The 26,557-nt window shown below is 69.2% G+C and carries 29 protein-coding genes and 1 pseudogene; 17 read left to right on the top strand and 13 right to left on the bottom strand.

All coding sequences use genetic code 11. The annotated features are described in order from the left end of the window. Nucleotides 1-386: 386 nt before the first annotated feature. The 9 genes and pseudogenes from OG584_RS17730 to OG584_RS17690 form a co-directional block, all read right to left on the bottom strand. Nucleotides 387-2,036, bottom strand: coding sequence for a long-chain fatty acid--CoA ligase (locus OG584_RS17730; protein ID WP_405778994.1), 1,650 nt, complete (start codon nucleotides 2,034-2,036; stop codon nucleotides 387-389). Nucleotides 2,037-2,216: 180 nt separating this feature from the next. After that, the gene (locus OG584_RS17725) at nucleotides 2,217-2,753 is read right to left on the bottom strand and encodes a SigE family RNA polymerase sigma factor (protein ID WP_405778992.1); all 537 of its coding nucleotides are present in this window, start codon (nucleotides 2,751-2,753) and stop codon (nucleotides 2,217-2,219) included. 174 nt (nucleotides 2,754-2,927) lie between these two features. Then, nucleotides 2,928-3,971, bottom strand: a complete 1,044-nt coding sequence (locus OG584_RS17720) for a DUF1906 domain-containing protein (protein ID WP_405778991.1) — start codon at nucleotides 3,969-3,971, stop codon at nucleotides 2,928-2,930. 318 nt (nucleotides 3,972-4,289) lie between these two features. Beyond that, nucleotides 4,290-5,456 (bottom strand): lipid-transfer protein, encoded by a 1,167-nt coding sequence (locus OG584_RS17715; RefSeq protein WP_405778990.1) that lies wholly within the window; start codon nucleotides 5,454-5,456, stop codon nucleotides 4,290-4,292. A 248-nt stretch (nucleotides 5,457-5,704) separates the two neighbouring features. Continuing rightward, a pseudogene (locus OG584_RS17710) lies at nucleotides 5,705-6,082 on the bottom strand (MaoC family dehydratase); the annotation flags it as partial. Beyond that, nucleotides 6,079-7,155, bottom strand: a complete 1,077-nt coding sequence (locus OG584_RS17705) for an acyl-CoA dehydrogenase family protein (protein WP_405778988.1) — start codon at nucleotides 7,153-7,155, stop codon at nucleotides 6,079-6,081. The pseudogene OG584_RS17710 and the gene OG584_RS17705, both read right to left, overlap by 4 nt. A 1-nt stretch (nucleotide 7,156) precedes the next feature. Further along, nucleotides 7,157-8,227 (bottom strand): bifunctional MaoC family dehydratase N-terminal/OB-fold nucleic acid binding domain-containing protein, encoded by a 1,071-nt coding sequence (locus OG584_RS17700; protein WP_405778987.1) that lies wholly within the window; start codon nucleotides 8,225-8,227, stop codon nucleotides 7,157-7,159. Between the two features lie 11 nt (nucleotides 8,228-8,238). Beyond that, the gene (locus tag OG584_RS17695) at nucleotides 8,239-9,438 is read right to left on the bottom strand and encodes an acyl-CoA dehydrogenase family protein (RefSeq protein WP_405778986.1); all 1,200 of its coding nucleotides are present in this window, start codon (nucleotides 9,436-9,438) and stop codon (nucleotides 8,239-8,241) included. Nucleotides 9,439-9,800: 362 nt separating this feature from the next. Beyond that, nucleotides 9,801-10,106, bottom strand: coding sequence for a hypothetical protein (locus OG584_RS17690; RefSeq protein ID WP_405778985.1), 306 nt, complete (start codon nucleotides 10,104-10,106; stop codon nucleotides 9,801-9,803). 322 nt (nucleotides 10,107-10,428) lie between these two features. On the opposite strand from OG584_RS17690, the gene OG584_RS17685 reads away from it, so the two are divergent. Next, the gene (locus OG584_RS17685; RefSeq protein ID WP_405778984.1) at nucleotides 10,429-11,307 is read left to right on the top strand and encodes a bifunctional DNA primase/polymerase; all 879 of its coding nucleotides are present in this window, start codon (nucleotides 10,429-10,431) and stop codon (nucleotides 11,305-11,307) included. 417 nt (nucleotides 11,308-11,724) lie between these two features. Here OG584_RS17685 and OG584_RS17680 read toward each other — a convergent pair whose 3' ends face one another. Further along, on the bottom strand, nucleotides 11,725-12,195 hold the full coding sequence (locus OG584_RS17680) for a DUF6344 domain-containing protein (protein WP_405778982.1): 471 nt from the start codon (nucleotides 12,193-12,195) through the stop codon (nucleotides 11,725-11,727). A 220-nt stretch (nucleotides 12,196-12,415) separates the two neighbouring features. Between OG584_RS17680 and OG584_RS17675 the strand changes: the two genes are divergently transcribed. After that, on the top strand, nucleotides 12,416-13,576 hold the full coding sequence (locus OG584_RS17675) for a phosphodiester glycosidase family protein (protein WP_405778980.1): 1,161 nt from the start codon (nucleotides 12,416-12,418) through the stop codon (nucleotides 13,574-13,576). A gap of 452 nt (nucleotides 13,577-14,028) precedes the next feature. Here the strand turns inward: OG584_RS17675 and OG584_RS17670 are convergent, their stop codons facing one another. The 3 genes from OG584_RS17670 to OG584_RS17660 all read right to left on the bottom strand — a co-directional run bounded on the left by OG584_RS17670 (nucleotide 14,029) and on the right by OG584_RS17660 (nucleotide 16,260). Beyond that, nucleotides 14,029-14,316: a DUF3303 family protein gene (locus OG584_RS17670; protein ID WP_405778979.1), complete on the bottom strand. Its 288-nt coding sequence runs from the start codon at nucleotides 14,314-14,316 to the stop codon at nucleotides 14,029-14,031. 484 nt (nucleotides 14,317-14,800) lie between these two features. Beyond that, nucleotides 14,801-15,469, bottom strand: coding sequence for a YdcF family protein (locus OG584_RS17665; protein ID WP_331731229.1), 669 nt, complete (start codon nucleotides 15,467-15,469; stop codon nucleotides 14,801-14,803). Continuing rightward, a complete protein-coding gene (locus OG584_RS17660; RefSeq protein WP_331731227.1) occupies nucleotides 15,466-16,260 on the bottom strand; it encodes a GntR family transcriptional regulator in 795 nt (264 codons plus the stop codon). Before OG584_RS17660 ends, OG584_RS17665 begins: the two co-directional genes overlap by 4 nt. Nucleotides 16,261-16,776: 516 nt before the next feature. Here OG584_RS17660 and OG584_RS17655 point away from each other — a divergent pair. The 15 genes from OG584_RS17655 to OG584_RS17585 all read left to right on the top strand — a co-directional run bounded on the left by OG584_RS17655 (nucleotide 16,777) and on the right by OG584_RS17585 (nucleotide 26,537). Further along, a complete protein-coding gene (locus OG584_RS17655) occupies nucleotides 16,777-17,553 on the top strand; it encodes a DUF4097 family beta strand repeat-containing protein (protein ID WP_405778978.1) in 777 nt (258 codons plus the stop codon). Between the two features lie 82 nt (nucleotides 17,554-17,635). Next, nucleotides 17,636-18,106, top strand: coding sequence for a transcriptional regulator (locus OG584_RS17650; protein ID WP_331731224.1), 471 nt, complete (start codon nucleotides 17,636-17,638; stop codon nucleotides 18,104-18,106). An 89-nt stretch (nucleotides 18,107-18,195) separates the two neighbouring features. Next, complete coding sequence (locus OG584_RS17645) at nucleotides 18,196-18,462, top strand: DUF6284 family protein (protein WP_331731223.1); 267 nt, start codon at nucleotides 18,196-18,198, stop codon at nucleotides 18,460-18,462. Further along, nucleotides 18,459-19,331: a protein spdB gene (locus OG584_RS17640; RefSeq protein ID WP_331731221.1), complete on the top strand. Its 873-nt coding sequence runs from the start codon at nucleotides 18,459-18,461 to the stop codon at nucleotides 19,329-19,331. Before OG584_RS17645 ends, OG584_RS17640 begins: the two co-directional genes overlap by 4 nt. Then, entirely contained in the window at nucleotides 19,331-19,669 is a 339-nt protein-coding gene (locus tag OG584_RS17635; RefSeq protein ID WP_331731219.1) for an RRQRL motif-containing zinc-binding protein, read from the top strand. Before OG584_RS17640 ends, OG584_RS17635 begins: the two co-directional genes overlap by 1 nt. Nucleotides 19,670-19,692: 23 nt before the next feature. Further along, nucleotides 19,693-20,025 carry a hypothetical protein gene (locus tag OG584_RS17630; protein ID WP_331731217.1) on the top strand — a complete coding sequence of 111 codons (333 nt, stop codon included), beginning with the start codon at nucleotides 19,693-19,695 and terminating at the stop codon, nucleotides 20,023-20,025. 22 nt (nucleotides 20,026-20,047) lie between these two features. Beyond that, nucleotides 20,048-20,236, top strand: coding sequence for a hypothetical protein (locus tag OG584_RS17625; protein ID WP_331731215.1), 189 nt, complete (start codon nucleotides 20,048-20,050; stop codon nucleotides 20,234-20,236). Between the two features lie 74 nt (nucleotides 20,237-20,310). Continuing rightward, a complete protein-coding gene (locus tag OG584_RS17620) occupies nucleotides 20,311-20,652 on the top strand; it encodes a DUF6257 family protein (protein ID WP_331731214.1) in 342 nt (113 codons plus the stop codon). A gap of 95 nt (nucleotides 20,653-20,747) precedes the next feature. Further along, nucleotides 20,748-22,931, top strand: coding sequence for an FtsK/SpoIIIE domain-containing protein (locus OG584_RS17615; protein ID WP_331731240.1), 2,184 nt, complete (start codon nucleotides 20,748-20,750; stop codon nucleotides 22,929-22,931). Nucleotides 22,932-23,174: 243 nt separating this feature from the next. Continuing rightward, nucleotides 23,175-23,333, top strand: coding sequence for a hypothetical protein (locus OG584_RS17610; protein WP_405778977.1), 159 nt, complete (start codon nucleotides 23,175-23,177; stop codon nucleotides 23,331-23,333). Between the two features lie 11 nt (nucleotides 23,334-23,344). Next, nucleotides 23,345-23,632 carry a hypothetical protein gene (locus OG584_RS17605; RefSeq protein ID WP_331731242.1) on the top strand — a complete coding sequence of 96 codons (288 nt, stop codon included), beginning with the start codon at nucleotides 23,345-23,347 and terminating at the stop codon, nucleotides 23,630-23,632. A gap of 83 nt (nucleotides 23,633-23,715) precedes the next feature. Beyond that, a complete protein-coding gene (locus OG584_RS17600) occupies nucleotides 23,716-24,618 on the top strand; it encodes a bifunctional DNA primase/polymerase (protein WP_331731236.1) in 903 nt (300 codons plus the stop codon). After that, complete coding sequence (locus tag OG584_RS17595) at nucleotides 24,615-24,968, top strand: hypothetical protein (RefSeq protein ID WP_405778975.1); 354 nt, start codon at nucleotides 24,615-24,617, stop codon at nucleotides 24,966-24,968. The genes OG584_RS17600 and OG584_RS17595 overlap by 4 nt, the downstream gene beginning before the upstream one ends. Beyond that, on the top strand, nucleotides 24,965-26,128 hold the full coding sequence (locus OG584_RS17590; protein ID WP_331731234.1) for a DUF3631 domain-containing protein: 1,164 nt from the start codon (nucleotides 24,965-24,967) through the stop codon (nucleotides 26,126-26,128). The genes OG584_RS17595 and OG584_RS17590 overlap by 4 nt, the downstream gene beginning before the upstream one ends. A gap of 220 nt (nucleotides 26,129-26,348) precedes the next feature. Next, nucleotides 26,349-26,537, top strand: a complete 189-nt coding sequence (locus OG584_RS17585) for a helix-turn-helix domain-containing protein (RefSeq protein ID WP_331731232.1) — start codon at nucleotides 26,349-26,351, stop codon at nucleotides 26,535-26,537. Nucleotides 26,538-26,557: the final 20 nt, after the last annotated feature.

Genomic DNA, 26,557 nt, shown 5'->3' with positions numbered 1-26,557 from the left:
AGCCGAGGCGCCGGAAACCGTCCGGCGGGAGCCGGACGGTTTCCGGTCAGGACGGCGACCACCGACCGGTGAGGCACGGCCGGTCGGCGGGAAACGGCCGGTCGGCAAGGCGCGGCCGGTATGCCGGCCGGGAACAGCTGGTCGGCAAGGCGCGGCCGCCCCGGGAAAACGACGGCCGGCGGGCGTGGAGCAGTGGAGTTCCAGCGGGCTCGGGCAGGGCGGGAAGTCCGTGCGGGCGGGCGGGCGGCGCCGGCCCAGGCCCGGCCTGGGTCCGGTCCCGGGTCCTGCCGGGTTCCGATCCGGGCCGGCACCGCCGTCCAGGAACTGAGGTTCAGAAGCTGAGGTTCAGGAACCGAAGTTCAGGGATCTCAGGCCCGGAGCCTGGTTCAGAGCTCGGTCGTGTCCAACTCACCGTCCGCGTACTGCTTCCTGAGCACCTTCTTGTCGAACTTACCGACCGACGTCTTCGGCACGGACGGCACAATCGCCCACCGCTCCGGCAGCTGCCACTTGGCGACGGACCGGGCGAGGAACTCCCTGAGCTCCTCGTACCCGACGCTCTCGCCCTCCTTCAGCACGACTGTCGCGAGCGGCCGTTCACCCCACTTCTCGTCCGGAACCGCGACCACCGCGGCCTCGGCGACCGCGGGGTGCGCCATGATCGCGTTCTCCAGGTCGACGCTCGAAATCCACTCGCCACCGGACTTGATGACGTCCTTGGCGCGGTCGGTGAGCGTCAGGAAACCGTCGTGGCTGATGACACCGACATCCCCGGTCTTCAGCCAGCCGTCCGCGCTGAACTTGTCGGTCGGCCGGAAATCCTCACCACCCGCACCCCCGTAGTACGCACCGGCGATCCACGGCCCGCGCACCTCCAGCTCACCTGCCGACTCGCCGTCCCAGGGCAGGATGTCGCCGCCGGGCCCGGCGAGACGTGCCTCGATCCCGACGGGAAAACGGCCCTGGGTGACGCGGTACGGCCACTCCTCCTCGGGGGTCAGCCCCGCGGGCGGGTTGGACGTCGTCCCCAGGGGCGAGGTCTCGGTCATGCCCCAGGCGTGGCAGAGCCGTACGCCCAGCTTGTCGTACGCCTCCATCAGCGCGGGCGGGCAGGCGGCGCCGCCAATGGTGACCCGCTTCATCGAGCTCAGGTCGCGCGGATGGGCGGTCACCTCGGCCAGGAGCCCCTGCCAGATGGTGGGCACGGCAGCGGCGTGCGTCGGCTTCTCCTGCTCGATCATCTCGGCGAGCGGCGCGGGCTGGAGGAAACGGTCGGGCATCAGCATGTTGATGCCCGACATGAAGGTCGCGTGCGGCAGACCCCAGGCGTTGACGTGGAACTGCGGCACTACCACCAGCGTCGTGTCCTGGTCCGTGAGCCCCATCGACTGGGCCGCGTTGACCTGCATGGAGTGCAGGTAGATCGAACGGTGCGAGTAGACGACGCCTTTGGGCTCACCGGTCGTACCCGAGGTGTAGCAGAGGGCGGCGGCCTGGCGTTCGTCGATCTCGGGCCAGTCGAAATGTGTCGGGCGGCCCTCGACGAGTTCTTCGTACTCGTGCACAGCCGCCGAGGCCCCGGCCAGCAGCGAGCGGTCTCCGGGGCCGGTCACCACCACATGCTCGACGGTCGGGAGGTCCGGAAGCAGCGGCGCGAGCAACGAGAGCAGCGAACCGTTCACGATGATCACGCGGTCGGCGGCGTGGTTGACGATCCAGGTCAGCTGCTCGGCGGGGAGCCGGATGTTGAGGGTGTGCAGAACGGCCCCCATGGAGGGAACCGCGAAGTACGCCTCGACGTGTTCGGCGTTGTTCCACATCAAAGTCCCCACGACACTTCCCTCGGTCACTCCGAGGTCGTCGCGCAGGGCGTTGGCGAGCTGGACCGCGCGGGTACCCGCCTCACGGAACGAGCGGCGCTGTGGGTGCTGACTGTCGCCGGTCCAGGTGGTGATCCGGGAGTCCCCGTGCACCAGCGTTCCGTGCACCAGCATGCGGGTCACGGTCAGCGGTACGTCCTGCATCGTGCTCAGCACGGCGTCCTCCTGGTGGGGCAGCGTTGCCTACGCATGGGTAATGTGCCGCAATTCTGCTCACATACCACGTGGTATGTCACTACCCGCTCTCAGGAAATCCGCTGACGCCTCCCGTCCCGGCGACCCCTGGGGGCTCAGCGGGGCTACGACGCGGGGCACGGTGCGGCTACGACGTGGGGCTCAGCGCGCGGGCGAGAGCTCCGGGTCCTCGCGGAGCTTGCCGAGGGCGCGGGACACCGCGCTCTTGACCGTACCGATCGAGACACCGAGGACCTCTGCGGTCTGCGCCTCACTGAGGTCCTCGTAGTAGCGGAGCACCAGCATGGCCCGCTGTCTGTCGGGCAGCTTCATCACCGCCTGCCACATCGCGTCGCGCAGCGCCTGCTGCTCGGCCGCGTCGGGCTCGGGCGCGGTCTCCGGCTCGGGCAGATCCTCACAGGTGAACTCGTCGACCTTGCGCTTGCGCCACTGCGACGTACGGGTGTTCAACAGCGCCCGCCGCACATAGCCGTCCAGCGCCCGGTGGTCCTCGATCCGCTCCCAGGCGACGTACGTCTTGGTCAGTGCGGTCTGAAGCAGGTCCTCGGCGTCATTCGGATTGGCGGTCAGCGAACGGGCGGTACGCAGCAGAACGGGCCCCCGGGCACGCATGTAGGTGGCGAACGACGGGTACGGCGTCGCCGGCTTCGCTGCGCTGGTACAGACTGGCGTGGTCATAGCTACACGCTAGGAGCCGCACCCCCTCCGGCAGATCGCCCATAGGTGCCGAAGGCGAATCCCCCTCAGGTTGTAGGAGTGGTGGTACCCCCACCTCCTGTAGGTGGAGGACGGGCCTCCCCTCCCTCGGGGTTCCGGACGGAAAACCAGGCCCGCAGCGTTCACCGGATCACTTCACGACCCGGCGATACGGGCCACCGGGGCGTCCACCCGGTTCCGGTCGATGCTGAGCTCCTGGCCGCCGTGCTCCTCCTTCACATCGCCCGCGTACTGATGGATCCGCAGGTGCGGCGACCAGTCCTGGTCCCGCAGTGAGGGCTCTTCGGTCACCGACGGCGTGTCGTTCCAGCGCGCGTACCAGATGACCGTGGGCAGATCCGATGTCCCTTCCTTGCGCTCCTCTCCGATCTGCGTCACTCCGGAGTCCGCACTGCTGTAGAAGCCGGAGACGTATCCCCGACGTTCCACCTCTCGGTCCCAGGAGCGGATGAAGGACAGGGTGGTGGCGGCGCAGTCGCGGTCGGTCTGGTCGTACGCCTCCATGTCCAGGTAGAGCGGTGAGCCCTCCACCATGCCGAGGGCCGCGGCCCGATCGACCGCGTCCCGTGCCTCGTCCGTTCCCTGACCGACGGGATCAGAGCCGATCGTGACTTTCCGCTTGCCTTCGGCGGCCACACACGGTGACTGGGAGCCGACGAACACGGGCAGCACCTTCCAGCCCATCCCGTACACACTCGTCACCCAGTTCTTGTTGAGCTCGGGCTGGTTCGGGCAGCCACGGCCACGGCCTCCGTAGTAGACGCCGATGCTCCGGTACTTGGAGGTTTTCCAGGCGTCCATGGTGGTGAGGGAGGGGGTGACGCAGGTGTCGAACCCCCAGCCGTCGAACAGCTCGGTACCGGCGGCGGCCGCGGCCCCCGTCGGCCTGCTCCCTCCGGTGCCGGTCGCGGTCCCGGTGCCGGTAGCGGTGCCGGTATCGGTGCCGGTGCCGGTATCGGTATCGGTGCCGGTCGCGGTCCCAGTACCGGTCCGGTTGTCGGTGCCGGTCCGGTTGCCCGTGCCGGTCGCGGGGTCCGTCTCCGTGCCAGTCCCAGTCCCAGTGCCGGCGCCGGCGCCGGCGCCGGTGCCGGTGCCGGTGCCCGTGCCGGTCCGGTTGTCCGTGCCGGTCCGGTTGCCAGTGCCAATGCCGGTCGCGGGATCCGTTTCGGTGCCGGGCACCGGACGGCCGTTGGGCCGGGGTTCAGTTCTGGGCCGGGGTTCGGCTCTGGGTCCGGGTTCGGCTCTGGGTCCGGGTTCAGGATCCCCCAAGGTGCCGGGCTGGGCGCCTGGCCGTGGATCAGCCACCGTGCCGCTCCGTGTATCGCCGTGCGTGCCGGGGAGCGGGGTGACCACGTCAGGCGTGGCGTCGGCGGCGGGAGCACCGAGTGCCACGAGGACAGCCGCGCCGAGTACATGAGACAAGAACATTTTTTGTCGTTGCATAGGGCGCAGTGAACGGGCCCACGGCCCTGACCACCCAACGCCCACGCCGCAGTGTCAGCCGTCCGCGCCGAGGATGAGCCCGGATGTGGGTACGCCGGTGCCCGCCGTGACGAGGGTCGTGGCCGCACCGGATATCTGATTCACCGAGGTGCCGCGCACCTGCCGCACTGCTTCCGCTATGCCGTTCATACCGTGCAGGTACGCCTCCCCCAGCTGACCGCCATGGGTATTCAGCGGAAGGGCCTCCTCTGCTACGAATGCCGCTGCATCACCCGGCCCACAGAATCCGAACTCCTCCAGCTGCATCAGCACGAACGGAGTGAAGTGGTCGTAGAGGATGCCCACGTCGATGTCGGACGGCCGCAGCCCGGAGGTCTGCCACAGCTGCCGGGCAACCACGTTCATCTCGGGCAACCCGCTGAGGTCGTCCCGGTAGAAGCTGGTCATCTGCTCCTGAGCCCGGCCCGCCCCTTGCGCAGCGGCCACGATCACCGCAGGCGGGCGGCGCAGATGACGGGCCCGCTCGGCACTGGTCACAACGATCGCCTGCCCACCGTCCGTCTCCTGACAGCAGTCGAGCAGCCGCAGCGGCTCCACGATCCACCGCGAGGCGGCGTGCTCGGCGAGGGTGATCGGCTTCTCGTAGAAGTACGCGGCCGGATTGCGCGCCGCATAGCGGCGGTCGGTCACCGCCACATGGCCGAACACCTCGGCCGAGAGGCCGTACGTGTGCAGGTACCGCTGGGCGGACATCGCCACCCAGGAAGCCGGTGTGAGCAACCCGAACGGCAGTGCCCAGCCGAGGGCAGCCCCCTCGGCCGACGGCTCCCTGTGCTGGACCCCGGAGCCGAATCTCCGCCCCGAGCGCTCGTTGAAGGCCCGGTAGCAGACCACCACGTCGGCCACTCCGGCAGCGACGGCGAGCGCGGCCTGCTGCACCGTGGCACAGGCAGCACCACCCCCGTAGTGAATGCGGGAGAAGAAGGACAGTTCGCCGATGCCCGCCGCTTGGGCGACCGTGATCTCTGGACTGGTGTCCATGGTGAAAGTGACCAGGCCGTCCACGTCGGCGGGGGTGAGACCCGCATCGTCGAGGGCCATCCGGACGGCTTCCACGGCGAGTTTGAGCTCACTGCGCCCGGAGTCCTTGGAGAACTCCGTCGCCCCGATCCCGACGATGGCGGCCTTCCCGCCGAGCGAATCCCGCCTGCGCCCGCTCACGCGGCCTCCCCTTTCCCGGACGCCGGCCCGGAGCAGCCCAAGGCTGTGGGGGAGGCGGAGGCAGCGGCAGGCAGGTCGGTCGCATCCGCCAACGCACCGGTGCTCACACCGTCGTCCCTCGCCGGTCCTGTGCCCGTACCCACAACCGCACCGGCACCCGCGCCCGCGTCCGTGCCCGCACCCGTGCCCGCGTCCGTGCCCGCGTCCGTGCCCGCACCCGCACCCGCACCCGCGTCCGTCTGGGCTTCGGGGCCGGTGACTGTCACGCTGCCTGTGACATGACGGCCCTTCCCGTTGACGCCGATGACCCGGACCTCAACTGCCGTCCCATCGACCGCCGTGACCGTGCCCGTCAACACCATCGTGTCTCCCGGGTAGTTGGGAGCCCCGAGCCGGACAGCGACTTTGCGAAGTCTGTGTCCGGGGCCGAAGTGGTCGGTGATGTACCTGCCGACCAGCCCATTGGTCGTGAGGATATTCATGAAGATGTCCGGAGACCCTTTCTCCCTGGCCGCCTCGGCATCGTGGTGCACGTCCTGGTAGTCGCGGGAGGCGACGGCGCCCGCGACGATCAGCGTGCGGGTGATCGGGATCTCCAACGGCGCCAGTTCATCGCCGACCCTCATACCGGCTCCTCCATCTCCGCGGTTTCCGCATCGCCGTCCACGATCAACGCGCCCAGCTCCTCCAGCACTTCGCTCCCGCAGCCCAGATAGGCGTCGAGCTGCCGCCCCCAGAGGAAGTGCCGGTGCACGGGGTGTTCGAGATCGGAGCCGAGACCGCCGTGCAGATGCTGGCCTGCGTGCACGACCCTCTTCCCTGCCTCCGACGCCCACCAGGCCGCGGTCAGCGCATGCGTGGCGAACGGCAGCCCTTCGTCATGCCGCCATGCCGCCTCGTACGCCGTGACCCTTATCGCCTCGGTGTCCATGTAGGCGTCTGCCGCCCGGATCAGTACCCCCTGATTGGTGGAGAGCGGGCGTCCGAACTGCTCCCGCTCCGAGGTGTACGAGACGGCGCGGGCGAGCGAGCCCGCACACACTCCGGCCTGAAGCCCCGAGAACGCGACACGCGCCATGGCCATCACCTGCCGACAGGCCGCCGGCCCACCCAGCGCCTCGGCCGGCGTCCCGGAAAGGATCAGCCGCCCTGCGGACCAGGGCGCCGTGCTCTCCACGGGCTCCGTCCGTGCGTCCGCCGCGCGTATCAGCCAGAGCCGGTGGTCCTGATCGGCGACCAGCACCAGGGTGGCGTCCCGCAGCCACGGCACGAACGGCACGGTCCCGCTCAGCCGACCGTCCACACCGTCGCCCACACCGACGCCCACGTCGGCCCGTATGCCTCCCCGCGCCGGCAACGAACCCGTCGCGATCGCTGCCCCCTCCCGCAGCACCGGCAGCAACCTCTCCCGCTGCTCCTCCGTGCCATGAGCGGACACCGCCAGCAGCCCGTACACACAGGTCGCGGCAAAGGGGACCTGGGCCGTGGTCAGGCCCTGCTCCTCCAGGAGCAGTACCAGACCGAGCAGCCCCGTCTCCTCGGCCGCAGCCACCAGCCCCGCATGGGCCAGTGCCTTCCACAGCTCGGTGTCCGTTCCCGAGCCGGCCGCCGTCAGCCGCTCGTGAGTGGAGAGATCCGCGAAGATCCGCGCCGCCAGGCCGCGTGCGGCTTCCTGTTCCTCCGTCGGTGTGAAGTCCATGTCAGCCCCCGCTCCCCCTGAACACCGGCAGTTCCAGGTCCTCGTCCACCCGCATGAATTGGAGGCTCACCGGCAGACCGATCCGCACCTTGTCGTACGCCACCCCGATCACATTGCTCACCATCCGCACCCCTTCGGCCAGCTCGATCAGACCCACCGCATAGGGCGGGTCGAAGGCCGGGAAGGGGGGATGGTGCATGACCACGTACGAATAGACCGTCCCCGTCCCGCTCGCCTCGACCGTGTTCCATTCGGACGACCCACAGGCGTTGCAGCCGGGCAGCCAGGGAAACCGCAGCGCCGAACAGGACGTGCACCGCTGGATCAGCAGCTTGTGCCGGGCCGCCCCTTCCCAGAACCCGGCGTTGTCCCGGTTGACCACGGGGCGAGGCCGCCTCACCTCAGGCTTTCCGCTGTCGGCGGCCCCAGCGCCCTTGCGCGGATCTGCGCCGTGCACGGCAGCAGCCCCGGACGTACCGCCGGAGGCAGCCGGTGCCGGTTTCCTCACCCCCGGTGCGTACTTGAGTATCCGGAAGCGGTGCGTCCCCGCCGGCTCGCCCTCGCCCCGGACATCCATCCGTGTGGTGATGAAGTACCCGGCGCCCAGGGCCGTCGTCTTGCGCTCCGAGACGGACTCGATCACCGCGTCGAAGGTGATCCGGTCGCCGGGCCGGAGATCTCGCAGGTACTCCTGTTCGCAGTCGGTCGCCACGACCGCCGTGCACCCCGCCCCGTCCAGCAGCGCGAACAGCTCTTCGTAGGCGCCGGTCCGGCCGGCATGCCCCGAGAGCCCGCCCATCGTCCATGCCTGGAGCATGGTGGGCGGCGCTACGGCCGGGTAAGCCGGATTCCCGTCCCCCATCGCCTCGCACCAATGCCTGATCATGGGCTCGTTGACGGGGTCCTTCCCCACCCCGGACGTCGCCGCGGGGAACCCCTCGAACGCCTTCAACCGCTCGTACAGGGGATCGGCCTCCCCCTCCCGACCGTTCGCCGCCTCCTTGCCGCCCACCGGCCCGGCCTGCTCCTCCGTGCCGTCCACCGGCCCGGCCTGCTCCTCCTTGCCGCTCATCGCCTCGCCCCTCACCGCTTCCGGCTCCGCATCCCGAGTCGCATCGTCGCGACGATCTCCCGCTGCACCTCGCTCACGCCGCCCCCGAACGTGTTGATCTGCGCCGCTCTGTTCATCCGCTCCAACTCCCCGCTCCCGAAGGCACCCGGCGCCCCCGCCCGGATCAATGCCGTATCCCCCGCGATTTCCTGACACATTCGATACACCTCTACGGCGCTTTCGGTTCCCAGAAACTTGACCCCACTTGCGTCGCCCGGTGCGAGAGTTCCGGCCCCCACGTCCCCTACCAGGCGCCAGTTGAGCAATCTGACGGCCGCGAGCCGGGCGTGCGCCTCCGCGAGCCGCGCCCTGATCCACGCGCGGTCGGCCGGACGTACACCGGTGTCCGGATCGGGCGTGCGGGCGTACGCCAGGACTTCGGCGTAGGCGTCCTCCGCCTGCATGCCGATCGCGGCCAACGCCACCCGCTCATGGTTGAGCTGGTTGGTGATCAGCTTCCAGCCCGCGTTCTCGTCGCCCACCAGATTCCCGGCAGGCACCCGGATCGCGTCGTAATACGTCGCCGTCGTGGTCTGACCGCCCACCGTCTCGATCGGGGTCCATGAGAATCCGGGGGCGTCGGTCGGCACCAGCACGATCGAGATGCCGCGGTGTTTGGGCGCATCCGGATCAGTACGGCAGGCGAGCCAGATCCAGTCGGCGTTCTGAGCATTCGATGTGAAGACCTTCTGCCCGTCGATCACCCATGCGTCGCCGTCCCGCACCGCGCGTGTGCGCAAAGAGGCGAGATCGGTACCGGCCGACGGCTCGCTGTAGCCGATCGCGAAGACCACGTCGCCGGTGAGAATGCGCGGCAGGAAGTAGTCCTTCTGCTCACGCGTCCCGTACTTCATGAGCGTCGGCCCGACGGTGTTCAGCGTGACCATCGACACGGGGGCGCCCGCCCGGTACGCCTCGTCGAAGAAGACGAACTGCTCGTCTGCGCCGCGCCCCTTGCCTCCGTAATCAACAGGCCAGCCGAGACCCAGCATTCCGTCGGCGCCGATGCGCCGCAGCAGTGCTCGCTGCTCTTCGGGGCGCGTGCCCGCGCCCGCGTCCGGTCCCGCATCCGATGAGGGGGCGCCGTCCGGGTCTCCGCGCATCACTTCACTGAAATAGGAACGGAGTTCGGCACGCAGTCGCAACTGCCGCTCCGTCGGGGCGAGGTGCACGTGGGCGGCCTCCCTGGCATCCGGTTCAGGGCTGGATCAGGGTTTGTGGTGCAGGCCCCCTGGAACGGGATCCGGGTCAGAAATGGTGGCCGGGAGACCTGAACCAGGCTCCATGAGCCATGAGTTGTGGTGGATCAGGAGTGGTGGATCAGGAGTGGTGGACCGGATCTCGGTTTCTGACTGTCCGTCAGATCCGCATCCGCTGTCAAGACCCGAGCCGCCTGCATCAACTGCGTCCGAACGCAGAAAACCGTCCGGGCGGCGGCGCCTCAGCGCCGTCGCCCGGACAGTCATTCACCCCTTACAGCAGGTGTGCGTCCCCCGCACAGCCCACACGATCCCGACCCCCATCGGGCCGCGTGTCACCAGAGCCGGGTGAAGTTCACCGTGTAGTTGGCCTGGTCGATCGACGTGAAGGCCGAGCCGTTCACGCTCGCCGTGTTGTTCTGGTTCGACGCGCCATTGCCCGTGGCGACCTGCTGCGTGGTGGTCGAGTTGCCGTTGTTGTTGTGCCCGACGCCACTGCCGACGACCCCGGCAACACTGGCGTTGGATCCGTTGCCCGCGACGGCGCCGTTATCTGCGGATGCCACGCCCGTGTAGAGGGCGGCTGCCAGCGGCAGGGCGGCGACGGCGGCAAGGACGCGAACGGTACGGATGTGTGCCATGTCATTTCCTCCAGGAACCAGAAGTGCGGCTGTTTCCGGAGCAGTTGGCCGACCGCCCCGGTGAAGTGGTTCACGACTGTCGCGAGATCAGAGTTGCCCACGGAACCCCCGGTGAACCAGCCCGGAAGGACTGATTCCCTCGCAAGCGTGACGTTAAGTCGATAAACCCCCATCACGACACGAACCTGCGCAACGACCGAGCCCCCCGGAGAAAATCCGGGCCCCGCAAGCGGTGAAGCGTTCCTGCACAACTTCCGGCCGGGGCGCGAAGGGCTCTGACGTCCCACTTCCCAGATTCGAACGTGTGAACGATAATGAACACATGGCCGCCACCGACAGGCACTCCGCCACCCTGGCCCTCGCCCACGCGCTCTCCGCCGCCGAGCAGGGGCTCCCCGTCATCCCCCTGTCCCGCACGAAACTCCCGGCGCTCCCCTCGCCGCACCACGGGGAGACCGGTCCGGTCGGCTGTCGCGGTGCCTGCGGCCGTACGGGACACGGCGTCCACGACGCAACGGCCGACCCCGCAGCCGTCCGCGCGATGTTCGCCGCCGCCCCCTGGGCCACCGGCTACGGCATCGCATGCGGCCGAACGCCCCACCATCTGATCGGCATCGACCTCGACACCAAGGCGGAGAGCGACTCCTCAGCCGCTCTGCGACGCCTCGCACTCAAGCATCTGTTCACGATCCCGGAGACCGTCACCGTGCTCACTCCGAGCGGCGGCAGCCACTTGTGGCTGTCCGGACCACCCGACAGGGTCGTCCCCAACTCGGCGAGCCGGCTCGCTCCCGGTATCGATGTCCGGGGCGCCGGCGGGTATCTCGTGGGGCCCGGTTCACTCACGGCCCACGGGGTCTACCGCTTCGCACCCGGCACGGCGCATCTCACGCCCGCGCCCTGTCCTCGTGCACTGCTCCGTCTGCTCACGCCTCCCGCGCGTCCAGCGCACCTCACCGGCCCGTCGACTCAAGGCCATGGCCTGGTGCACTTCGTCCTCGCCGCCCATGAAGGACAGCGCAACACCCGTCTGTTCTGGGCCGCCTGCCGCGCCTACGAGAACGGCTTCGGCGACCAGCTCGCCGACCGGCTCACCGGTGCGGCTGTCCGTACTGGACTCACCGAGCATGAAGCCCGCGCCACTATCGCCTCGGCAGCCCGCCTGACGATGCCGGCTCCACGATCCGTACGGTCATCGTGACCATGCGGCATTCGCGATACGTCCGGCACTCACCGCCTGTGCGGCTCCCGTGGCCTGTGCGGCTTCTGTGGCCCGCATGGCTTCTCTCGCCTGTGTGGCTTCTGTCGCCTGTGCAATCTTCTGTGCGCACTTCGTTGCCTGTGCGGTTGTCGCAGTCAGTACGACTGCTTCCACCGCCCGTGCGGCTTTCGCGATCCGTGCAGCCTTCGTGGCCTGGGCCTGTGTGGCCTTCACCGCCTGCGCGGCTTACGCGGCTCGCGTGATGCGTGCGTCGTTCGCGATGCGTCCGGCCCTTGTGGACCGTGTGGCCCTCGTGACCTGTCCGTCCGTACCTGTACGGTCCGTGCGGTCCTCGTGGCCCGTGCGGTACCGGCGGTCTGCATGGCTCGATCGGTCCCACAGCATCGTTCGCACCGATCAGGCCGGCTGAAGAACCGCTTCGCCGATCGCCGCGTCCACGACCGCGTCGTCCGTCGAGGAGTCGGCGTCGAGCGGGAGGTGCCGTGTGCTGGGCGTCGACCCGTGGGCTTCGGCGCGGATGCGCTGCTTGATGGTCGGCGGCAGCGCACGGTCCCGGGGCAGAGCCCACCAGGCGACCTGCGCCGGTTCCACGGTGGCCGACGCAGCCGCCGGCGCCGCGGATGGTGCCGGAGCCGGAGCCGGAGCCGGTGCCGTTTCTGCGGCGTCCGGAGCCGTGCGCACGGCGGGAACGCCCGTCGCACGGACGGTGCGGACCGTCAGATCGGCGGGAACCGGGGTGACGGCACCGGCACCGGCGGCTGCTGCGGTGGCGCGTGCGCCGACCGCGGTGGAGAATCCGAGCATCGCGACGAGCGCGAAGAACGCGGTGCTGAAGGCTGCCCACACCTTCTTGGCCTGGTTGGTCATGACGACCCCTCACTTCTGTGGTGTGCGGTGATTTTTACGGTGGGACGTTCTATGTACTTGTCACATGATGCGGATGAGCTCCGGACAGACAGGGAGCAACGCACGCAAATTGGCGCTCTTCAGATGAACACCACCCGGTTGGCCCCTCCTGGCTGTGCGGACTTCCACTGATGGGTTCCGATGAGACGTCAGGTGAGTACGCGTCAGGTGAAGGAGCGTCATGTCCCAGCCAACGGAGCCAAGGCCCAGGAAGCGCCGCCTGCGCCCCCGCAGGAAGGCCACCCGTGTGGTGCTCGCGGCTGCTCTGGTCGGCGTCGGAGCCCTCGGCTGGTCCGTCGGCGGCGCCCTGACCTACCCCGGTGACGACAGCACGGCTGCACGGCTGGCGGGCTGGGCCCGGGAGCATTCGATGGGCGGTGTGGTCGACAAACTCGAAAACATCAAGTACGACCTCGATCCGCCCAAGGTCGGCGGTGCGCTGTCGGCCGACGCCCAGGCCCGCATGAACCAGACCGCAGCCGCCCAGGCGCCCCCGCGCAGCGTCAGCTCCGACGTACCGCTGCACGCCCCGATGCACCCGCTCGTCTCACCGGCGCTCAAGGGCGAGGGTGTCTACCGCACACTGGCGGTCGACAGCAAGGGCCGGCCGATCGTGCAGGGGACATACGTGCGCCCCGACGCGGAACACACGTCGTACGAGGCTGCCATCGCCTGGATCAGCACCAGGAAAGCGCGCTTCCAGCTCCACCCCGGGGTAAGGGAGCCCGGCGGCACCTTCTCGGTACCGCCGAACGTCCCCAAGGGGAAGCGCACCGGCCTCGTCGCCACCTGGAACGGCGGCTTCAAGGTCTCCGACGGCGGCTCCAACGGCGGCTTCTACCTCAACGGCCGTACCGTGGGTTCGCTCCGCGACGGCGCGGCCTCCGAAGTCTTCTACCGGGACGGGTCGATGAAGCTCGGGGTCTGGGGCCGCGACGTGCGGATGACACCGGACGTCGTCGGCGTACGCCAGTGCCTGGAGCTGATGGTCGACGGCGGGAAGGTGGTCCCTGACATCGACAACGACTCCAAGTGGGGCGCCACCGACCAGAGCGCGATGTACGTGGCGCGCTCTGGTGTGGGCGTCACCGCCAAGGGCGACGTCATCATGGTGGTCGGCCAGGCCCTGACCGCCCATACCCTCGCGGACCTGATGCAGCGCGCCGGAGCGGTCCGCGCGATGCCGCTGGACATGAACCGCGCCTGGCCGTCCTTCATGAGCTACGACGGCAAGGCCGACCCCACCGACCCGAAGCCGACGAACATCCTCGACTTCGAAAACCCTGCGGAGCGCTACTACAACCAGGCGACACGTGACTTCGTGGCCGTGTACGCGCGCTGAGCGCGCTGCCGGGCCGGGACCCGCACAGGCACCCCGCCACGCAAAGGGCCGAGGACGGAGCCGGGATCGTGTCCGACGGCCTGCTCCCGGCCCCCACCCGCGGGTCGGCACCGGGGCGCGGAGGTGAACGCGGGGGCCAGTGATGGCGGGAGTCACCGCGGATTCATATGCCGCCCACTGCTCGCGGGCCGGCGGTACGGCAGTACGAAAGGGGTGCCCCTCGTCCGAGGCGCACCCCTTCCGCGTTCACCTGTTTCAGGAGCGTCCCGCTCGCAGCGCGCTCAGCCGCCTGGTCCGTGCACGGAACATCCGCGCCATACGGAACACGCACGATGGATCACTCACGCATGTAGGGAACATGCGCGTATGCGGCATTCCGCATACGGACCATCCGCGCCGTCGTCCCCCGCGGTTCTGGCCCACACATGGCCAACAGCCGGGCAGTCGGCAGGTCAGCTCCGCCGCAGTGCGGCCATGCCCTTCTGCATGTCTTCCACGTTCATCACCGGCTGGATCTCGATCTCCGCGCCCAGGCCCTCGAAGAGCGGCTCGGCGATGGCGGGCAGCATTGAGCTGTCCTGCATGTCGAAGACGAAGGTGCAGGCTCGCCCGCCCCTGACCGGGCCGAAGTACGCCGCCTCCGGCTTGAGCAGCTCAGACATCGACTGCATGATCTTCTGCAGTGTGCCGTTCTTGACTGCTTCGTTCGTGACCTGCGTGTCCAGACGCGCTTGCAACATGACCCGCACAGCACCGCTCCTAGCGTCCACCATGACCGGCGCGGTACGGCCCGCACTCCCTGAGACCCGGTGACGTCCGGCTCAGCTTTTCCGCGGGTGAGCAGGGCGGCAACATCTCATCCTCCATCCGTGGCGCCGGTCGCCGGACGGGACGGAAGCCGGGGCGAGCGGTGGGATGAGGCAGGTGGCGAAGGTGCGGGAGCGTGTCCCCGCCGTGCCCGTCGGCCGAGAGCCGGCCGGGGAATCACGGCGCCTGACGGACAGCGCACAAGAGAACGGCCCCCGACCGTTTTACCTGGTCGGGGGCCGTTCACCGGTGCGGTGGGTGTGGGATTTGAACCCACGGTGACTCTCGCCACGACGGTTTTCAAGACCGACCTGTTCTCAGAGGCAGAAGGGCCGCTGAGCTGCTGCTTCTCCACTTCCTGGCCATCTCGTCCGCCATGGTTGGCCGGAGGTTGGCCGCAGCCCCGGAAATCGCGCATCAGGTGGCCGCGTCTGCACTGCCCCGGACGAGTCGGCTCGTGAACCCTTCGCGGCACAGTCGTTCGTACGCCGCCACCACGTCATCAGGCACCGCCTGATCGGTCATGAATCCTTTCGCGGGATAGACCAGCAGCCGCTGCAGAGCCCCGACGAGCATGTCCATCACGAGCCGGGGATCACCGATCGAGTCCACGTATGCCTCAAAGGTCATCGGCGTAGACGCGCTTACGAACTCAACTTCCGGCCAGAGCTTGCACGCCGTGGCGTAAGCCCGCCGCTCCTCATACGGCTTGCTGATGAGGAGCACGGATGAGACTTCGACGCCGGCCTGTTCGAGCACCGCACGCGAGAAGCGGATGTTCTCCCCGGTGTTGCGCGCGTGAGGCTCAACAAGCACCGCCGAGCCAGGAACTCCCAGCTCCAGGGCGCGCTCCCGGTAATGGACGGCTTCGCCGCGGGGCATGCGGTCCTGCGTCGTCCTGCTCGTGGCGCCGGTAAAGACGATGAGGGGCATCATGCCGTCCCGGTACAGGTCTGCTGCTGTCTCGGCCACGCCGAGGTCATGACTACCGAGACCGATTGCCACCGAGCAGCGCCGTAGCTCGTGGTGCATCTGGTGGAAGTCCCAGAGCCTTCGCCCATCCGACCACTCCTGTGCCGAGATCACTTGCCCTCCCCTCCGTCCTGCGCCGAGTCCGGAACCTTGAAGTCGTAGGCCCATCGGAACCGAGATGCGGCGTGCACTCCGATGGCGAATTCCACCACGGTGCCGTCCGCCGTATAGGTGGTCCGGTGCAGCTCCACGACGGGTTCGCCAGTCGGCAGCTGCAAGAGCTTGATCTCGTCTCCCGTGGGGGCACGAGCCCAGAGCTCCTCGTTCATGTGGTCGATCTCGTAACCAGCGTCGTAGAGGACCCGGAAACCGCCGCCTCGACCGGCCGGACCAGGTGTCGGGTCGACGATTCGAGTTCCCTCGACGTGCTCGGGTCGGTAGTAGCTGGTCAAGGTGTGCGTCGGCTGCTCACCTTCCTTCACCAGCCGCGCACGTGCGTACACGTCTGCGCCAACAGACAGGCCGTGGGCCTCCGCGACGGCCGCCGGCGCCTGGACGCGACTCACAGTCTGCGTCTGTTCGCCACGGCGGTACGAGCGGCCGGAGGCCACCCGGTCCGCGATGAACGCCACCTCATCACCGTCGCGCCACTTGGCCTTGTCGTAACGATCGATGCCAACCCTCTTGAGAGGAGCTTGCGGCCGTACGACCGTGCCGTGACCGCGTGACGAGGTCACCAGCCCTTCGGCCTCCAACGCCTTGTACGCCGCATGAACGGTGGCCTTGGAGCCTTCACCTGCATCGACCTGCTCCCTGATGTGCGGCAGTCGCTGGCCCGGCGTGTACTCACCGGTCTTGATCTGGTTGGCGAGCTTGTCTGCCAGCTCTCGCCATTTCGCCGCCATGGCGCACCCCTCTCGACGTCTCCAGTCAAACACAGTCCTAGGACTGTTGACAGTCCTAGGACTGTGAGGCAGTCTCTTACCCAACGCACCGCAGTCCTAGGACAGCGGAACGACGGGGCGTTGTTCGGTTCGGGATTGCTTGTTGGAAGGCGGCTTCGGTCGTACGCCATCGGGCCCTGAGCTGGTCGTTCCTTGAAAACTGAACAGTGAACTCAAGCGAGGTGAGAGCCCTTGCTCCCGTGACGACCGGGTGATGTTCGTCGGCAGCAGTACCGGGCGTCGGCTCGGTACGCACCGCACACCGGCTCTGGAGTACGCCCCTCGGGGCGCCACCCGCTGTGAGCTGCCCTGCTAGGCGCCAGGCAGAGACATGGCGCCCCCCGATTCACACACCTCCGCACCGCCCACGGCGGTGCGGCCGGTTGCCTCCTCCGCCCGTCCAGCTTTTTCGGCTGTACGGGCGGGGCTGAGGGGAGCCGGACCACATCCGGACCACATCGCATGAAGGGTTCCGCAATGACTGAGCGCACCTTGGTTTCCCAGTCCACCGGCCCGGTCGTTCTCGGGCTGGAGCTGCCGGTGGGCAGCATCCAAGTTCAGGTTCTCCGCAACGTCACGACCGCCCGTGTGGTGCTGCGCACGGCTGACTCCTCGGGGCCGGCCGCCGACGCGGTCAACCGGGCCCGCACCGGCCAGCACGGTCAAGCCATGTCGGTAGAGGTTCCCGAGATGCCCGGCAACATCATGGTCCAGAGCGTCCGGGGCGGCCGGGTCACACAGACCATGGGCACCGTCTACGGATCGGTGACCGGCATGACCATCATCAACGGCCGCATCGTCACCGGTGGCGGCACGGACACGATGACCAGGGTCAGCCTTCTCGAAGCCATCATCTACCTGCCGGTCGGATCCTCGCTGGCTGTGGTCTCCCAGTCCGCCGACGCGAAGGTCAACGGGGACCTGGAGCGCATGGAATTCCGCTCGACCTCCGGGGACCTGGAGATCGACGGAGCCCGCCACCTGAACGCGTCCACCACGTCCGGCGACATCATCGCCGGGCTCCTGAGCGAACGGGTCACCGCCCGATCGGTGTCCGGCGACATCAGCGTGGACCTCTACAGCGGCACCGACGCTGACCTGAACACCACCTCCGGCGACGTGGACGTCGCCGCCACCAGCCAGGCATCCGGCGCCCTGCGCGCCAACACCGTCTCCGGCGACGTGAGGGTGACCGGCGCCGGCGCCCTTCGCGTGAGTGCCCGCAGCGTCAGCGGACGCGTCCGCACCCGCTGAACACCCCACCGCCATCACGCCCTTGACCCACCGACTGGCCGCGGGCCGGTCATCCCGTGTCCCGTCGCCGAGGAGTCCGCAGATGGATGCCGCAACCTTCGCCGCTGTCTTCATCGCCCTGTACGTCGCTCACAGCGTGGGCGACCACTGGGTACAGACCTCCACCCAGTCTGCTGACAAGGGCCGCCCCGGCTGGATGGGCCGCCTGGCCGGTGTCCGCCACGTCGCGACCCTGACGACGACCAAGGTCGTCTTACTCCTGCCGGTCGCCGCCCTGTTGGGCCTGCACCTCTCGCTCCCGGGTCTGGTCGCCGGTCTCGGCGTCGATGCGGTCAGTCACTGGTGGGCCGACCGCCGCAGCACCCTCGCCTGGCTGGCCAAGGTCACCGGGAAGAGCGAGTTCTACAGCCTCGGCACCGGCGCCCACCCCGCGCACCCCGTCACCGCCAAGGGTGGCCCGGCCGCACACCTGGGCACCGGCGCTTACGCGCTGGACCAGTCCTTTCACCACCTGTGGCTGCTGATCGCCGCAGTCCTCATCACCACCGTCTGACCCACCCCACCCCAACGGCGTGCGGCCCCCGGTGTTCGAGCACCGAGGGCCGCTTTTCGGGCCGTCCCACTGAGAAGGAAGTACGACCCATGCAGAACATCGCTGCACTTCAGGCCATCGTTACGGCCACCCCGTTCGATGGGGAGCCGACGGCCGTCGAGCTGGACGCGATCGATGTGGAGATGCCGCTGATCCTGGCGGAGGTCGATCTGCTGGACGCGCAGATCATGACCATCGACCGCCCCGCATCCGAGCTGGACGAGCGGCGTATCCGCCGGGCCCGCCGCCGGGTGATGACCGCCCGCCGCGACCTGACCAACCGCACCGACACAGCAGAGTCGGGCGGTGCGGCATGAACCTCAAGACCGCAAAGACCGTCCTGCCGGCCGTGGCGATGACGGCCGTGTCTATGGTCCTCACCCTGGCCGTCGTCGTGATGTGGCTGGGCACGGCGATGCCGTGGCTGGTCGCTCTGGTCGTCGGTCTCGGGATCGACGGTGGATGGCTGGCGACCCTCGCCTACGAACGCCGTCTTGCGGCGCAGGGCGACCACAGCAACGTGGTGACCGGTGTCGGCTGGGCCTTCGGCCTGCTCGCCACCGGCGTCCTGGTCGCCCACGCACTCACCGCCGACGGGAACGTCGGCGCGTGGCTGGCTGTGGCCTGGTTTCCGGTCGCGGCCAAGGCGCTGTGGCTGGTGCACGGGCTGTGGGAGCGGACCGCGCTCACCCCGGGGGCGCTGGGATCGATCCGGGGGATCCAGCAGGAAGCCCGGGACGAAGCGGCCGTGGCCCGTGCCCGGCTGCGGTCAGAGGCCGCCACCGAGGAGACCCGGCTGACGGCCGTGACGCAGGCCGGTGCCCGCGTCGCACACGTCCAGGCCGAGACCGCCCAGACTCTCTCCGAGGCGTGGTCGAAACTGGAGAAGGCACGCAAGGGAGAGGGCACCGGTAACGCGCTGACCAGCGTGACGACCCCCGTCACACCCGGCGTCACACCCCGATGGGAACTGCCGGTCTGGGGCCCCGTCGAGCCGCTCCTCGCGCTCTCCCTGGAGGCCGCGCCCGCGCTCAGCGATGAGGCGCTGGATGTGCTGGTGGACCAGATCCGGTACAGCGAGACCCCGGCCTTGTCCTACCGGGAGATGGCCGCACGCTTCCGGGCCGCTGGCCACGCTGCTTCGGAGGTCCGTCTGCGGTCCGCGTGGAAGCGCATGGTCGCCTGATGGCCACGCTGCCGGTCTTCCGGTGGCACCTCGCCCCAGACGGCTACGCCACCCGCCGCCAACTCCGCGCCCAAGGGCTCCGCCCCGGCGGCCAGGACGTAGCCGCTCAGCTCGAACGCCCCCGTCGTCGCCGGGGCCCGCTGGTCGCCTACCTCTACCTCATCGACCGCGCCAAGCCCGTACGCCCGATGACCCCCGGCCGGACCACAGCCCTCGCCAAGGCCAACACCGCACAGCGCATCTGCCCCGAGTGCGGGCGGGACGCCGGGTACCGCATCCCCACCTCGCTGGGCATGTGCGTTCCCTGCGCCGACACCGGCCACCACCTCGCCGCCTGACACCGAGCCAGAAGGAGAAGCCCGTGGAACCCCTCCCCATACATCACGGTGCCCGGAGCGACATCGGGGCCGCCGCCAAGGAAGCCGTCGAGGCCGCCCACAACTCCGAGCAACTGGCCCTCATACAAGCCGTGTTGGCCGCACAGCAGCTCGCCCAGCACCCCCAGCCCGTCACGCAGCCGGTCCAGCAGTCGTCGGGCGGGGCGGGGAAGTGGATCGGGATCGGGGTCGGCGCCTCGGTGTTCCTGCTGACCGTCGCCCTGTCCGCGGTCGCAGTCGCCATCGCCGTGGTGTCCCTGACCGTCTGCGTTCTCGTCCTGCGCTCCGTCTGGCACGACATCCGCAAGAGCCACTGACACCGTCCCGAAGGAGAACGCCATGTTCAAGGCAGGCGACAAGGTGCGGATCGTCCGCTGTGACGATGACCCGCGCGCGGTCGGCAAGACCGGCCGGGTTGTGGACGAAGTCCCGCCCGGCCCGCTCACGCAGGGCCGGTGGACGGTGAACGGGATCAGCCTGTTCATCGCCCCCGTCCTGTGCCACACGCACGAACTGCAGCAGCTCTGACGGTTGCCTGTCCGCCCCGGGTCAGTCCTGGGGCGGGCGGGGAGCTGGACAGCCCGGCCCCGGAACGGAGCCCCGTGAAGCAGCAGCCCGAACCCCGCCTCACCACCCGCGAAAAGGCCCAGGTCGCCGGATACATGGCCCGCATGTGCAAGCGCGGCATCGCCGGTGACGGCGTCTACCAGGGCGACTTGGAACGCAGGATCGAGCGGATCACCGACGGTGCGGCCAAGCGACACGACCGCGAGTCGGCTGTCATGGCGGTCCACCTGGAGACCACACGCCAGGCCGTCGCCGTCGCCAAGACCGAACTGCGCACCGCCGACCGTGCGGACCGTGCGGCCGCGAAGGCCGCTTTGAAGTCGGCTGAGGACGCGTTGCGCCGCACCGAGCGTGCCGCCCGCGACCTGGGCCTCTGACTGTCCCCGGGGGCGGTCGCAATCCGCCAAGACAACCGGCCGCCCCCGGGCCCTCACTCATCCGCCCCGCCGGGGCAGACAGGAGTACCGCCATCATGTCGGACAACGTCATCAGCCTGCACAAGAACGCCCCCGCCGATGAGCTGGGCCCGCCCGTGCTCACCGTGGTGCCCGACCCCGTCCCGGCGGCACCGGTGCCCCTGTGGGTGCGTTCCGGCCGCACCATAGGGCGCGCCGTCACACACGAGCGCACCCGGGCCGGTGCCCGCGCCCTGGCCCGGCACTCCCTCTACGTCGTCGGCGGGGCGGGTGTGGTCGCCCGGCGGACGTGGCAGGGCCGGACCGTGGTGGTGCATCACCAGATGCGGGCCGCCGCCGTGGCCGCGGGCAACCACGAGCTGGCCGCGGAGTGGCAGGAGAAAGCCGACCGCTTCCGCACCGACCGGCACCGCCGGCGGATGGAGTTGATCGCGGGTGTGCCGCAGATGGCCAAGTCCGCGGCGATCGGCGCCGCAGGGACCGAGGGCGTATTGCTGTTGCTCGGTGCCTGCATGGCCGTGCACGACCACCACGTGCACGACGTGATTGCGCCGACGCTAGCCGCCGTCGACGCGGTCCGCGCCTTGTGCTGGTTCATCGGCGTCGCCTGGGGTCCTGCGCTCGCCCTCTTGCTGATGGTCGCCCTGTCCCACCTGTGGCGGTCCGGCCAGCAGCAGCAGACCGCGCCCGCATGGGCCCGGCCCGCCGCAGGGGCCACGGACGATGTCCCGGTCACGCCGTCAGCCGTCGTCAAGGCCCTGTCGGACCTGGGCATTTCCTCGCTGCGTAAGGCTGTCAAGGAGATGGCCGACGGTGCGGCCGGAATGCTCGGCCCCATCACGCTGGCCGGGTGCGGCGTCGAGGTCGACGTCACCCTGCCGTCCGGGGTGAGTACCGAGGAGGTGCTGGGCAAGCGGCGCAAGCTCGCGGAGAACTTGAACCGCCACGAGCACGAGCTGCACATGACGATCCCGCCGGCCGCGCGCACCGTGCGCCTGTGGATCGCCGACTCCGGCGCCCTCGACCAGCCGATCGGCCCCTCCCCTCTGGTCACCGACCCGGACACCACAGCCGACATGCACCGGGGCCGTGCCCCTTGGGGTGTCGACCTGCGCGGGGACGCGGTGCTGGTCTCGCTGTGGCAGAAGCACATGCTCATCACCGGCCTGTCCAACCAGGGCAAGACCGCGAGCCTGCGGGCGCTGGCCCTGTGGCTGGCACTCGACCCGAGGGTCGAGTTCCACATCGCCGACCTCAAGGGCGTCGGCGACTGGCAGATGTTCGACGGCATCGCCACCGTCCTCATCCAGGGCCCCACCGATGACCACGTCATCCAGGCCACCGAGATGCTCGAAGAGGCCGTTGCGGAGATGGCGACCCGCATCGCGTTGATGCGGGAGCTGACCGCCAAGGGCTGGAGCCAGGACAAGATCCTGGCCGACCCGCGGTTCAACCCCCTGATTCTCCTCATCGACGAGGCACAGGTGGCCTACGGCTCCGGCGCCCGGGAGACGTTCACCACCGACAAGGGCACCGTCCGCTATGGCGCCCCGTACGGGGGGTCGAAGGCTGACAGCCGCTACTTCCAGGCCGTGAAGAAGATCCACGACCAGGGACGCGCGGTGAACGTCACCACCTGGGAGGGCACCCAGGACCCGACCAACGAGAACCTGCCCAAGCGCTCCCGGGAGGGCAACCACATCCGGGCCTCCCTGGTCCTGGGCACCGAATCACAGGCCCGCATGGCCGTGGGTGACTCCGCGGTCGACGCCGGAGCGGCCCCGCACAAGCTGCGTCAGGGCCTGGACAAGGGCACCCTCGTGGTGGCCGGTGACGGGATCAAACTCGCCCCCGGCCAGCCCTCGGTGACCGCCCGGACTCACTACATCGGGCCCGAGGACGCCGACGTCATCGCGGAGCGGGCCAAGGCCCTGCGGGCCGGAGTGAAGACCTCCAGCGGGACAGAGTCGGCGCCGCGGGAGGCCGACCACCTGGCTGACGTGGCCGCCGTCCTGGGCACCGAGGAGCGGATGAAGTCCGACGAGGTTCGCCAGCACCTGGCCCAGCGGTGGCCGGAGGTCTACCGGACGTGGTCCGCCTCGGACCTGGTCCAGGCACTCAAGCCGTTCGGCGCCGAACCGCGCAAGTACAACGGCAACCAGACGATCTCCCGCGCCCGCGTCCTCGCCGCGATCGAGACCCGCACCGACGAGACAGAGGGCACCGAAGACGCCGGGTAGATCGACGCACAGTGACAGGGAAGGAGTTGGGGAGGCGCGCACATCCTGGGGAGTTCTCCCCAACCGCCTCCCCAACCCGCCTCCCCAGCCCTGATCTGCGACAACACCCCAGTTGGGAGCCTAGGGAGGCTGGGGAGGCAGCACCTTCCCGAACCCGGAATCACCCCGGAAACAGCCCCCGCACAGGCATCCCCAACGCCCTTACCCGATACGCACAGTAACCACGCTCGGGAGGAACTGAACGTGAACGACGACCACAACGAGGGCTACGCGCCCCAGCCCTGCGGTGAATCCGGCTGCCTCTGCTACGGCGTCGGCGAGGAACACGCCGACCACGCCTGCGGTTGCGACTGCCCTCGCTGCTGGGACTGCCAGCAGACGGCCGACAACTGCGAATGCTGAAAGGACGCACGATGCGCCTGCGTATCCAGCTCATTGGCTGGGACCGTCGAACGTTGATCCTGACCGACACTCCCGCCCCCGACTGCCCCCGCTGCGACGGCGATGGCGGGTTCGCCTACGACTACGGCGACCACGAGGGGGAGTACGCCAGGACCGAGTGGGAGCCCTGCACCTGCTGGGACGAGACCCACCACTGGACGCTGCTCCCGCTGCCGCGACGGCTGCCCCTCCAGCTTCGCCGGGCTCCGGAACGCCACCCCTGGGGGCTGGACGGCTACAGCGACGAACCGCCCTTCTAGGCACGCCAAGGGCGGCCCGCATCTCGCCAAAGTTCCGGGCCGCCCTGATCTCCCCGCTCATCACAGAACAGGAGACACCCAGCATGACCTATGACCGCAATACCGCGCTGCTCTCCGCGGCGCTGGATGCCGCCGCACGCGGCTGGTCCGTGTTCCCGCTGCGTCCCGGCGACAAGCGGCCCGCCCTGCATGGCGAAGCCGTCTGCCCCGGTCTCGGTGACTGCGCCGGAGGCCATCGCAAGTGGGAGCAGCGCGCCACGCTCGACCCGGACCGGATTCGCCGGGCATGGGCCGACCGGCCGTTCAACATCGGGCTGGCCACCGGCCCATCCGGGCTGGTCGTCGTGGATCTCGACATGCCCAAGCCCAACAGCAGTACGGGCACGCCTTGCGGCGTGACGACCTTCCATGCGCTCTGCGAGCGCGCCGGACAGGCCGTCCCCGCCACCTACCGGACCCGGACCGCGAGCGGTGGACACCACCTGTACTTCACCACCCCCGACGGGGCCCGGCTCGGCAACAGCGCGGGCAAGCTCGGCAAGCTCATCGACACCCGGGCATGGGGCGGCTACGTCGTCGCCCCCGGCAGCTTCACCCCCACCGGCCCCTACACCGTCACCGACCACTCCGACCCCGCACCGCTACCGGGCTGGCTGTACGCCCTTCTGAGGCCCCGTCAGGCTTCGCGGGGACTGATGGCTGTGCCGTCGTCGTCCAAGGCCTCTCGCTACGCCGCAGCCGCCCTGGCGGCGGAAACCGCGACGGTGGAGGTCGCCCCGGAGGGTGAGCGGGACTCGACTCTGTTGTCGGCGGCGCGCGCTCTGGGGCGGTTCATCGCCTGGGGCGACCTTCCCCGGTCGGTGGTTGAGGAGGCTCTTCAATCGGCGGGGGAGTGCGCCAATCTGCCGTCGAACCAGTGCCGCTCGACGGTTCGCAGCGGTCTGAACTGGTCCATCGCACGCAATCAGCAGCGGAGGACGGCATGAAGCCCCCGCCCCGCTCCCCCTTGAAGAGCCTTCCCGCACCGTCTGCCGGGCCCAGCCCCGCCGAACCGCCCCGGGCCACCACCGGACAGAGCGCGCCGAAGGTCGTCGCCGAAGGCGTCCCCCCTGCTGTTCTCCCTGACCCGCACGCCATCACCGTGACCGGTATCTGGCCCGGTCTCAAGATCCGTGGACTCGACCGGGGCGAGATCCCGGTAGCTGACTGGCTCTGCACCTGCGGACACCACGAGCGTGCACGCGGACGCAAGGCCGTCACCGAACTGACCGGCCGCGTACGCGTCGGCCAGTGCCCGCACAACGCCCCCGCACAGAACCGGAGGGACGCCGCATGACCGGCACCGACATCGACGGCGCGGCCCTGCTCAGCCAGGTCGAAGCCTTCCACCGCCGCTTCAACGCCTTTCCCGTGGAGGCCGCTTACGTCGCGGTGACGCTGTGGGATGCGCACGCCCACCTTCTCGACTGCTTCGATGCCACCCCGCGACTCGCGTTCCTCTCCCCGGAACCGGCCAGCGGCAAGAGCAGGGCACTGGAGATCGTGGAAACCCTCGTGCCCTACCCCATGGTCGCGGTCAACGCGTCCGCCTCCGCTCTCTTCCGGGCTGTGTCCGGACTGGAGGCACGGCCCACGATCCTCTTCGATGAGATCGACACCGTGTTCGGCCCCAAGGCCGGGGAGAACGAGCAGTTGCGCGGCTTCCTGAACGCGGGACACCGACGCTCCGGAGTGATGTACCGGTGCGTCGGAGACGGCTCCAACCAGCAGGTCCAGGAGTTCCCCAGCTTCTGCGCCGTGGCCGTGGCCGGGCTCGGGTCGCTGCCGGACACGATCCTCACCCGCTCCGTCATCATCCGCATGCGCCGGCGGGCCCGGAACGAGCGCGTGGAGCCGTTCCGTCAGCGCGTCCACGAGAGCGAAGGCCACGCCCTGCGGGACCAGCTCGCCCTCTGGGCGGACAGCGTGCGCGAACGGGTCGACGGCGCGTTCCCGCAGATGCCCGACGAGGTCACCGACCGGCCCGCCGACGTGTGGGAACCGCTCCTGGCTGTGGCGGACGCCGCGGGCGGGGACTGGCCGAAGCGGGCACGGGAAGCGTGCGTCGACCTGGTCAACGCCGCCAAGGTCGATGACAAGGGAAGCGTCGGTATCCGGCTGCTCACTGATCTGCGCGACCAGGTGTTCAACGGCATCGACCGACTGCCCACCGTCGCCATCCTGGACCGGCTCCACAGCCTCGATGAAGCACCGTGGGCCGACATGGGCGGCAGGCCCCTCGACCCCCGGGGCCTGTCGAAGATGCTCCGCGAGTACATGACCGGCGACAACGCCCCGATCGCGGCCCGGAACATCAAGGCCGGAACGAGCGTCATGAAGGGCTATTACGCCACCGACCTGCACGACGCGTGGCAGCGGTACTGCCCTCCCCCCGCTGAAAGTCCGCTACTTCCGCTACCTCCGCTACCGGCCAGCTCAGAGGCCCTTTCCAGGTAGCGGCAAGCCGCTACCCATCCGCTACCCGCACCACTTTGCCGCTACCGGCCCGACAACTCACCGCACCGGGCCGGTAGCGGATACATCCGCTACCACTACCCCTATCCGCTACCTCGATCATGCCCCTGACCAGGGCGGTAGCGGAGGTAGCGGAAGTAGCGGACCTCAGAGGGAGAGGGTCCCGCACCTGCTCCCGATCCTTTCCAAAGGAGTCGAAGCCATGGCACGCCCCCAGATGCTCAAACTCCCCGAAGTTCTCACCGAGATCGGCATGAGCCGAGCCGCCTTCTACCGCATGCGGGCCCGCAAGCAGGCCCCCCGCCTCATCAAGCTCCCGAATGGACAGCTTCGGGTCCGTCGTCAAGACCTTGATTCCTGGCTGGAGTCCTGCGGGCAATACGCCGCCTGATCCGACACGCACAACCACAC

Origin of the sequence: Streptomyces sp. NBC_00859 (assembly GCF_045161865.1) — a bacterium.
Taxonomy (GTDB): Bacteria; Actinomycetota; Actinomycetes; order Streptomycetales; family Streptomycetaceae; genus Streptomyces.
This window is presented reverse-complemented; position numbering and strand designations above follow the sequence as displayed.